7 protein-coding genes and 3 pseudogenes are annotated in these 8,847 nt (G+C 69.9%); 3 read left to right on the top strand and 7 right to left on the bottom strand.

All coding sequences use genetic code 11. The features are described from left to right. Window positions 1–29: 29 nt before the first annotated feature. The 3 genes and pseudogenes from AL346_RS24855 to AL346_RS25985 form a co-directional block, all read right to left on the bottom strand. Window positions 30–263, bottom strand: a complete 234-nt coding sequence (locus AL346_RS24855) for a DUF892 family protein (RefSeq protein WP_245303262.1) — start codon at window positions 261–263, stop codon at window positions 30–32. A gap of 297 nt (window positions 264–560) precedes the next feature. Next, window positions 561–644: pseudogene (locus tag AL346_RS25990) on the bottom strand (helix-turn-helix domain-containing protein); the annotation flags it as partial. A gap of 289 nt (window positions 645–933) precedes the next feature. Further along, window positions 934–1,077: pseudogene (locus AL346_RS25985) on the bottom strand (cyclic nucleotide-binding domain-containing protein); the annotation flags it as partial. Window positions 1,078–1,308: 231 nt separating this feature from the next. Between AL346_RS25985 and AL346_RS24420 the strand changes: the two are divergent. Together AL346_RS24420 and AL346_RS24415 are read left to right on the top strand one after the other, a co-directional pair. Beyond that, entirely contained in the window at window positions 1,309–1,641 is a 333-nt protein-coding gene (locus AL346_RS24420) for a four-helix bundle copper-binding protein (RefSeq protein ID WP_019401732.1), read from the top strand. Window positions 1,642–1,667: 26 nt separating this feature from the next. Further along, window positions 1,668–2,652, top strand: a pseudogene (locus tag AL346_RS24415) (SDR family oxidoreductase). Between the two features lie 146 nt (window positions 2,653–2,798). Here AL346_RS24415 and AL346_RS24410 read toward each other — a convergent pair. Continuing rightward, window positions 2,799–4,046: a citrate synthase family protein gene (locus AL346_RS24410; protein ID WP_245303247.1), complete on the bottom strand. Its 1,248-nt coding sequence runs from the start codon at window positions 4,044–4,046 to the stop codon at window positions 2,799–2,801. An 87-nt stretch (window positions 4,047–4,133) separates the two neighbouring features. On the opposite strand from AL346_RS24410, the gene AL346_RS24405 reads away from it, so the two are divergent. Continuing rightward, the gene (locus AL346_RS24405) at window positions 4,134–5,270 is read left to right on the top strand and encodes a citrate synthase (RefSeq protein WP_082312663.1); all 1,137 of its coding nucleotides are present in this window, start codon (window positions 4,134–4,136) and stop codon (window positions 5,268–5,270) included. 72 nt (window positions 5,271–5,342) lie between these two features. Here AL346_RS24405 and AL346_RS24400 read toward each other — a convergent pair whose 3' ends face one another. From AL346_RS24400 to AL346_RS24390, 3 genes are read right to left on the bottom strand one after another with little or no spacing between them, the layout of a single operon-like run. Continuing rightward, window positions 5,343–6,659 carry an ABC transporter substrate-binding protein gene (locus tag AL346_RS24400; RefSeq protein ID WP_082312727.1) on the bottom strand — a complete coding sequence of 439 codons (1,317 nt, stop codon included), beginning with the start codon at window positions 6,657–6,659 and terminating at the stop codon, window positions 5,343–5,345. 50 nt (window positions 6,660–6,709) lie between these two features. After that, on the bottom strand, window positions 6,710–7,996 hold the full coding sequence (locus AL346_RS24395; RefSeq protein ID WP_019404305.1) for an ABC transporter substrate-binding protein: 1,287 nt from the start codon (window positions 7,994–7,996) through the stop codon (window positions 6,710–6,712). Window positions 7,997–8,051: 55 nt separating this feature from the next. After that, window positions 8,052–8,843, bottom strand: a complete 792-nt coding sequence (locus tag AL346_RS24390) for a FadR/GntR family transcriptional regulator (protein ID WP_019404306.1) — start codon at window positions 8,841–8,843, stop codon at window positions 8,052–8,054. Window positions 8,844–8,847 lie beyond the last annotated feature (4 nt).

Raw genomic sequence — 8,847 nt, 5'->3', positions numbered from 1 at the left:
CGAGGCGGTAAGGCCTTGCACCATGGCCGTCAGCTTGCCGGCGGCGTCCTTGAGGCCGGAAGGCGCGTGCCGCGCCGGGCGAGGCAGCCCTCGACGAGCGTGCGCTGGCGCTCGGTTTCGGCAAGGTGTTCCTCGATCCTGCGGCGGAACTGGGGATAGTTCTCGAGGCGCTGGATCTGGGCCCGCAGCACCTGCTCGGCCTGTTGCTCCATGGCGTGGGCGTCGCGCAGCCAGCGATCGAGCCATTCGTCTTTCGTCGGCATGGTCATGTCTCCGTCGGGTTGTGATGGGCGCGGCGGAGCGGCAACGTGCGAAGCGCACCGGCCGGGAGAGAGGCAACGATGACGCCTGCGAGCGGCCGGCACGCCCCGCGGTTTCCAACCGTAGCGGGTTGCGATGTTTCCGTGCGGCCCGTGGCGCGCTTCAGGTGTTTCGAGCGGCGCCCGGGCCTCAGGCCGCGCCTGTTCGCGCAGGTGCAGATGGCGCGGATTGAACATGGCGTAGTCCTCCAGCGCTTCGAGGTCGGGCATCAGGACCTCGCCGTTCTCGAAGTCGACGACCCCGCGGCGGCGCAGGAACTGCAGCGTCCGGTTGACGTGCACGACGGAGAGGCCGAGGGCATCGGCGAGCTCCGGCTGCGTCACCGGAAACGTGAACCGCCCCCCGTCCGCCAGACCCACCGCCTAAGCCGTGGTAGATCTCGCAGAAGAGATGGGCGGTGCGTTCGCCGGCCGACCGCCGGCCCATGTTGAGGATCCATTCCCGCGAGATCGCCTCCTCGACGAGCGTCGCCCACCACAGGGCGGTCGTGATGCGCGGGAAGCGGGCCGTGATCCCACGGATTTCCTCCGCCGCAGGACGACGACCTCCGCGCGTCACGGCGGCGATGGAATGGTCCATCTCCTCGAGGATGAACACGCGCAGGTCGCAGATGTCGCCCGGCACGAAATAGCCGAGGATCTGCCGCCGGCCGTCGGGCAGGGCCTTGTAGCGGCAGGCGAAACCCGACAGGACGAGATTGACCCCCTGCGGCCGCTCGCCCTCCCCGATGATGATCTCGCGCGGCGCATAGAGCATGGGCTCGGATGCCAGCGCTTCGATCGCGGCCGTTTCCTCGGCGTCGAAAGTGCTGAAGTTGCTCAGTTTTCTCAACAGGGGGCTCATGGCTCGCTCCGTCCTCGTTCTGCGGCCGGGGCGCCCCGGCGGTCGTCATCGCTCAATGCGGAGCCGATCGGCGCGGTTCCGCCGGCGGGGGGAACAATGGGGGACGGGCGCGATTGGGAGGGCATTCGGACAGGGAGAATCGCCATGCATCACATCGACCAGAACATGCGCGCCTGCATCGATGCGTGCCTTCATTGCTACGGGACCTGCCAGTCGACCGCGATGGGCCACTGCCTGGAGCTCGGCGGCGCCCATACCGAGAAGCGGCATTTCACCCTGATGATGGCCTGTGCCGAGATCTGCCGCACGGCCGCGCATTTCATGCTCATCGGCTCCGAGCATCACCGGCACGTCTGTGCCGAATGCGCCGAAATCTGCAGCCAGTGCGCCGACGATTGTGAGCGTATCGGCGACATGCAGGCCTGCGTGGAGGCCTGCCGCACCTGTGCCGAGCACTGCCGCAAGATGGCGGCGTGACCCTGTTCCGCAGCACGGAGGTTTTCATGTCCGACACTCGCCAAGGCATGTCGAGCGACGCCGGCGCCGCAGCGGCGCGCCAGCGTGAGGTGCAGAAGCAGGTCGATGCCGCCGACAGCCGCAAGGACGGTGGCGGCGGCGATGCGCGATGCAGGCCGGCGCGCGCCGCTATCCCGAGCCGCCCTTCCCGGAGCAGCATCACCGCAAGCCCGGCGTCGAGGCCAAGCTCTCGCCGGCACCGATGTACGATGCGCCCTACTACCTCGGCTCGAAGAAGCTCGAGGCAAGACGGCGCTCATCACCGGCGGCGATTCCGGCATCGGCCGGGCCGTGGCGGTGCTCTTCGCGCGCGAGGGGGCGGATGTCGCCATCGCCTATCTTTCGGAGCACGAGGACGCCGAGGAGACGCGGCGTGCGGTGGAGAAGGAGGGCCGCCGCTGTATCCTGCTGCCCGGCGACGTCGGCAGGCAGGAGACCTGCGAGGAGACGGTGAAGCGCGTGCTCGACGAATTCGGCAAGCTCGACGTGCTCGTCAACAATGCCGCCTTCCAGTACCACGCCTCCGACATCGAGGATCTCACGCCGGAGCATTTCGACACGACGCTGAAGACGAATCTCTACGGCTACTTCTTCATGGCCAAGGCGGCGATCCCGCACATGAAGCCGGGCTCGGCGATCATCAACACAGGCTCGATTACCGGCATCGACGGCAGCAAGGAACTCATCGACTATTCGATGACGAAGGGCGGCATCCACGCCTTCACGCGGGCGCTGGCGTCCAACCTCGTGTCGCGCGGCATTCGCGTCAACGCCGTCGCCCCCGGGCCCGTGTGGACGCCGCTCAACCCGTCCGAGCGGCCGCCGGAGCAGGTCGCGCAGTTCGGCGCCAAGGTGCCGATGAAGCGCCCGGCCCAGCCGGAGGAGATCGCGCCCGCCTATGTCTTCTTCGCCTCGCCGCACTGTTCCAGCTACATCACGGGCGAGATCCTGCCCATCATCGGCGGCTACTGAGGCGGAGGACGGAGGCACCCATGGGTGAGTATTTCTGGTTCTTCCTCGTCGCCATCGGCCCGGTGTTGTTCGCGGCCGCCGTCATCTACGTCCTGATGCGGCGCCGGCGGCTGAGCCCGGCGAGCGGGAGAAGCAGCACCGCAAGATCAAGGAGCTCTACGGAGACCGCCGCGAGTGAGCGCGGGGCGGTTTCGCCCCTTCTCAGGCGTCTTCGGCGGAAGGGCCGGTGTAGCGCGCACGGGGCGGATGAGCCTGTCCCCCAGCCGCTGCTCCAGCGCGTGGGCGATCCAGCCGACGGTGCGGCCGACGGCGAAGATCGCGAGCGCCGCGCCCGCCGGCAGGTTGAACGCCCGGCGCAGGGCCACCAACGCGAAATCGATGTTGGGCAGCCGCCCGGCGCTTGCCTGCATGACCTCTGCCAGGGCCTCGCGGGCAGCATCCGCCGGCAGCAGCGGCAGGAGGGCGGCGGCGCGCGGGTCACCCTCCGGATAGAGCGGGTGGACGAAGCCCGGCACGCCTTCGCCCCGCCTGAGCCGCGCCTCCACGACCGCGGCCGCATCGCCGGCCCGCTCCACCTCATCGAACAGGATCTCGACCAGGCTCGTCGTGCCGCCGTGCAGGGGACCGCTCAGGGCCGCGAGGCCGGCGTTCAGGCAGGCGCCGAGCGAGGCGCCCGTCGATGCGACGACGCGCACGGCGAAGGCCGAGGCATTGAGCTCGTGATCGGCGGCGAGCACCAGCGCCCGCCGCAGGATGTCGGCGCCCGTCTCATCGAGGTGCCAGGCCCGGGTGAAATGCCGGTGGATGTCGTCACCGTCCGGCTCCGTCCCGCTGGCCGCGGCGGCGGTCGCACGCAGCAAGGCCGCGGCGCCGGGCCAGAGGCTGCGCACGTCGCGCTGCCAGGCGATGGCGCGGCCGGCGGGAACGAGCGGCAGCAGCGCCTGGCACCGTTCCGTCAGCGGCAGGTGGGCGAGGCGGGCGAGGAGCGCGGCATCCCAGGGGGCTCCTGTGGGCGCCCCGGCAAAGGGATCCCGCCCCTCGCAGTTCCAGAGGAGCCGCGCCGTGTCCTCCAGCGTCGCCGTCTCGGCCCAGCGGGTTGCCTCGTGGCCGCGATAGTAGAGGCGGCCGTCCTCGATGAGCGTGATGGCGGATGCGAGGACCGGCAGGCCCCAGTCGAGCGTCGTCTCCGCGACCCGGGCGGGTCGGCGGCCGGTTTCCTTGCGCCGCTTGAGCGCCTCGATGTCGTGCGCGCTGTAGAGGCGCCGGCGCGGATCGCCCGCGGCCTCGCCCGTGCGGATGAGGCCGCGGCTCACATAGGCATAGAGCGTCGCCCGGCTGACGCCGAGGCTCTGCGCAGCCGCCGCCGCGTCCATGAACCGGTCGTGCTCCGCCACCGTCGCTCCTAGATTGATTACATGAATCAATATTGACTATATGTATTCCAGCGCCATCCTCGCGGCAAGCTTTTCGCGAGGATGACCATGACGAGCCGTTCAAACCCATCACCGCCCGCCCTTGCCCCGCTTGCCGCTCATGCCGCGCCGGGGCTCGACGATGTCATCGCCGCCGAAACCGTGCTGAGCCATGTCGATGGCGCGGCCGGGCGCCTGATCGTGCGCGGGCACGATCTCGAGACACTGGCGGGCCGGAGCTTCGAGAGCGTGCTCGCCCTGCTGTGGCGGGACCTTGCGCCCGAGCCGATGGAGGAGGCCGAGATCCGCAGCGCGCTCGGCCGCGCGCGCACCCACGCCTTCGCGCTCCTGCCGCCGCTGCTGCCGGCGACGGACGGCCTCGCGCCGGTCGAGGCGCTGCGCCTGCTGCTGTCGGCGCTGGCGGACGCGGAGGAGGGGCCGCATCACGTGCTCGCCGTCGCGGCGGTGCCGGTCTTCGCGGCGGCGATCCACCGCCGCCGCGCCGGGAAGGATCCGGTCGCGCCGGATATGGATCTGGGGCAAGCGGCGGATTTCCTCAGGATGCTGCACGGCAGCCCGGCTGCAGAGAGCCACGTGCGCGCGCTCGACACCTATCTCGTCACCGTGGCCGACCACGGCCTCAACGCATCGACCTTCACGGCGCGCGTCATCGCCTCGACCAAGGCGGGGCTGTTCTCATCGGTCATCGGCGCGCTCTGCGCGCTCAAGGGGCCGCTCCACGGCGGGGCGCCGGGGCCGGTGCTCGACATGCTCGACGCTATCGGCGAGGAAAGCCGCATCCGCCCGTGGCTGGCGGAGGCATTGGCGCGCGGCGAACGGCTGATGGGCTTCGGCCACCGCATCTATCGCGTGCGCGACCCGCGGGCCGACGTGCTGAAGGGCGCCGTGGCCGGCCTGCGCGATGCCGGCGGCCGCATCCGCTTTGCCGAGGCGGTGGAGGCGGAGGCCCTTGCCCTGCTCGCCGAGCGCAAGCCGCTGCGGCCGCTCGAGACCAATGTGGAGTTCTATACGGCGCTCGTCCTCGAGGCCGTGGGCTTCGCACGCGAGGGCTTCACCAATGTCTTCGCGGCGGGCCGCATGGCGGGCTGGACGGCCCACGTGCTGGAACAGGAGAAGGCCGGCCGGCTGATCCGGCCGCAGTCGCGCTATGTCGGGCCGATGCCGGCCCCGCGGACGGGCGCCTAGAGCCGGATCCGATCAGGTTGGAACCTGATCGGATCGGACCCGGGGAGCGCGTCCGGCGCTTGAAGGGCAACGTCAGCCGAGCAGGGGCGCGACGCGCTTTACCGCGTCCGCCATGGCGTCCTGCGGCGTCTTCATGCCGAAGACGGCGGCCTGCGTCTCCTCGATGAAGATGTCGTGGGCGCGGGCCTGCTCGTCGAAGGCGGGCAGGTGGATGCGCGAGGCGGCCACCGCCTCGGCCTCCACGGCGGCGTAGGGATAGCTCTTGCCGAAGGCCGGGTCGGCATAGGTCTTGATGCGCACCGGCCCGTTGCCGTTGAGCGCCATCTGCGTCGTCGCGGCGGGCGAGGACAGGTGCCGGATGAAATCCCAGGCGGCGCGCTGGTTCCTGGAATTGGCCGGGATGACGAGCGACCAGAACTCCACCGTCGGGGCATAGCTCGCCTTGCCGGCGAGCGCCTCCGCCATCGGCGGCACCAGCGGCTTGAGCTTGCCCGGATAGCGCGACTTCTGCGGGTCGTTGTAGGAGGCGAGGCGGGCGAAGGGCTGGATGCTCATGGCGGCGCGGCCCTGCTGCATCCAGGTCGTCAGCTCCTCGTTGTTGAGCGTCGCCGTGTTGCGCGGCAGGACGCCGTCCTTGTAGAGCGAGGCGAGCACCGTCAGGGCCTCGACCATCGGCGCCTCGGCCGCCACGATCTTCCGGTCCTCGGTCATGTAGTCGCCATCGAGGCAGCGGGCGATCGTCAGGAAGTTCGAGGCGAAGACCGGCGTGAAGGCGAGGCCGTAGACCTGGGTGCCGTCGTCGCGCTTGAAGGTGAGCTTGCGCGCCGCCTCGACGAGTTCCTCGAAGGTCTTCGGCAGGGCGACGCCGCGCTCCTCGAACAGGGCCTCATTGTAGATGATGACGTTGGTGGCGTGGCGCACGGGCACGCCGTAGAGCGCGCCGTCGAGCTGCAGGGGCTTCACGAGCCCCGGCGCGATGTCGTCGAACTCGGCGATCGGCGCCTCCTTCAGGAAGCTGTCGAGCGGCGTGAAGAGCTTGAGGTTGCGCGGCACGGCCCGGCCGTTGAGCAGATAGGCAACGTCGATCGTCGTCGTGCCGAGCGTCGCCTCGCGCAGGAGGCGCTCGTGGATGGCGTTGACGTCGCCGAGCGTCACCCACGAGGCGGTGTTGCCGCTCTCCTGGCGCCATGCTTCCGTCGCGTCGCCGCCCGGCCCGGTCGTCGCGGCAGCCTGGTGGACGCGATGGCCGAAGACGTTGAGTTCGAGCCCCGCGGCCATGGCCGTGCGCGGCAGGAGGCCGGCGAGCGCGGCCCCGGCCGAGAGCTGCAGCATTTGGCGGCGTGACAGACGCCAGCCGTCATTCCTTGCCCAAGCGATATCCTCCGCCATCGCGGATCTCCTCCGGTTTCGTTGTTTTAATCGCCCGCCGCGCTGCGTCGTCAGGACGGCAGCAGCGGCCTGACCCGTTCGACGACCGATGTCATGGCCGCCTCGGGGCTCTTCATGCCGAGGACCGCCGCCTCGGCCTCTTCCTTGAAGATGTCGCCGGCACGCGCCGCCTCGTCGAAGGCGGGCACCGGCACGCGCGCCACCTTGAGGACGTCGCGCTCGGCATCCGCATAGGGTACCGACGCCCGGAAGCCGGCATCGTCATAGGTCGAGGCGCGGACGGGACCGTTGCCGCTCAGCGCCATCTTGAGCGTCGCGTCCTTCGTCAGCATCGCCTTGATGAAGCTCCAGGCGAGGTCCTTGCGCGTGCTGTTCTTGGGGATGGCGAGGCCCCAGAACTCGACCTTCGCCGGCGCGACCGCATAGCGGTCCTTCAGCGTTTCCGAGATCGGCACGGCCCCCGTCATGATCTTGCCGGCGAACTTGCTCTTCTGCGGGTCGTTGAAGATGCGGTTGCGGCCCATGCTCTGCAGGGCCATGGCGGCGCGGCCCTGCTGCATCCAGGTCGCCACCTCCTCCGTCGTCAGGGCGGCGAAGTTGCGCGGGAAGGCGCCGGCCTCGAACAGGCCGCGCAGCAGGCGGATGGCATTGAGCATGCCCTCCTGATCCGCCACCACCTTGAAATCCTTCGTGATGAAATCGCCGTCCCAGGCGCGGGCGATGTCGATGACATTGGGATAGGTGACGCCCGGCATGCACAGACCGACGCAATTGGTGCCGTCGGCGCGCTTGTAGGTCGAGGCCTTCGCCACCTCGACGAGCTCTTCCATCGTCGCCGGCGGTTTCTCGAAGCCGCGCTCGGCGAGGATGTCGGCATTCCAGTGCAGGCCGGACGAGGCATGCCGCACGGGCACGGCGACGAGCCTGCCGCCGACGGTCATGCCCTCGATGAGGCCGGGGAAGATGTCGGCGACGTCTTCGGGCGGGTCGCTGCGCATGTAGTCGTCGAGCGGCTCGAAGAGCTCGGCCGTGCGCGGCACCGCCTGGGTGTTGAGGATGAAGCCGACGTCGACGCTCGTCTGCGACAGGGAGGCCTCGCGGAACAGGCGTTCCTGCAACGGTCCCGTGTCGAACGTCGTCCATTCGACGGCAATGCCCGTATCGGCCGTCCAGGGGGCGGTGACGTCGCCGCTCTGGCCGGTTGCCACGGTCTTGTGGACGCGGTGGGAAAAGACCTGCAGCGGCGGGCCCTTGGCCGCCTGGCCGAAGGCGATGTTCGGGGCTGCCAGCGCCGCGCCTGCCGTTGCCAGCAGCGTCCTTCTGTCGATCGGTGCCATTCTCGTTCCCTCCCTTCGGGCCCGTTCTGCTGCGGGCCTCGCTGGTGATATGGGCCTAGCCCGGCCGGCCCGGCGTCGGGTCCGGCCCGAAGATCTCGCGGATGGCGGCATCGGCGGCGGCGAAGTGGCTGCGCATGGCCGCCTCCGCCGCGGCGGGATTGCCCTCCTCGATCGCCTCGGCGATGAGGGCGTGGCGCGCCAGCGTCACGCGCCAGTCGTCCATGGTGCGCGCCTCGCGCGCGTTGAAGCGCACCATCATGATGCGCACGACCGGCTCGAGCCCCTTGAGCTGCAGCATGACGAGCCGGTTGTGCGCCATCGCCGCCACCTGGTTGTGGAAGGCGAGGTCTGCCTCGATCCACGCCGGCACGTCGCCGAGCGTCGCCTCCATCCGCTTCAGGATGTCGTGCATCACGGCGATGTCGGCCTCGGTGCGCCGCTCGGCGGCGAGGGCGGCGATATGCGGCTCCAGCATGCGGCGCAGCTCCACCGCCTCGCGCAGGCCGTGCTTCGTGCTGCCTATGGCGAAGCGGTAGAAGCGCGCCAGCGGCCCGCTGTCGATGGCGCGCACGCGGCTGACCTTGCCCTGCTGCACCTGGATGACGCCCATCGCCGCAAGCTCGCGCAGCGCCTCGCGCGCGATCGGCTTGGAGATGCCGAAGGTGGCGGCGATCTGCCCCTCGGAGGGCAGGGGATCGCCGGGCTTGAGGCGGCCGTCGATGATCGCTTCCGTCAAGCGCTCGATGACCGCGTCGCCGAGACGGCTCGGCGCGATGTCGGCGGCGCCGAGGAGCGTCGCCCAGTCATCGGCGCGGGCATCGGTCGCGATGTCGAGTTGATCCTGCATGGCG

Origin of the sequence: Chelatococcus sp. CO-6 (genome assembly GCF_001271345.1) — a bacterium.
Lineage (GTDB): Bacteria > Pseudomonadota > Alphaproteobacteria > Rhizobiales > Beijerinckiaceae > Chelatococcus_A > Chelatococcus_A caeni.
The sequence above is the reverse complement of the archived record's forward strand: the minus strand, read 5'-3'. Positions and strand labels throughout refer to the sequence as shown.

Bases quoted from the DNA above. Each gene is read 5' to 3' on its own strand.
- AL346_RS24855 (WP_245303262.1), bottom strand. From the start codon at position 263: ATGCCGACGAAAGACGAATGGCTCGATCGCTGGCTGCGCGACGCCCAC.
- AL346_RS24420 (WP_019401732.1), top strand. From the start codon at position 1,309: ATGCATCACATCGACCAGAACATGCGCGCCTGCATCGATGCGTGCCTT.
- AL346_RS24405 (WP_082312663.1), top strand. From the start codon at position 4,134: ATGACGAGCCGTTCAAACCCATCACCGCCCGCCCTTGCCCCGCTTGCC.
- AL346_RS24400 (WP_082312727.1), bottom strand. From the start codon at position 6,659: ATGGCGGAGGATATCGCTTGGGCAAGGAATGACGGCTGGCGTCTGTCA.
- AL346_RS24395 (WP_019404305.1), bottom strand. From the start codon at position 7,996: ATGGCACCGATCGACAGAAGGACGCTGCTGGCAACGGCAGGCGCGGCG.
- AL346_RS24390 (WP_019404306.1), bottom strand. From the start codon at position 8,843: ATGCAGGATCAACTCGACATCGCGACCGATGCCCGCGCCGATGACTGG.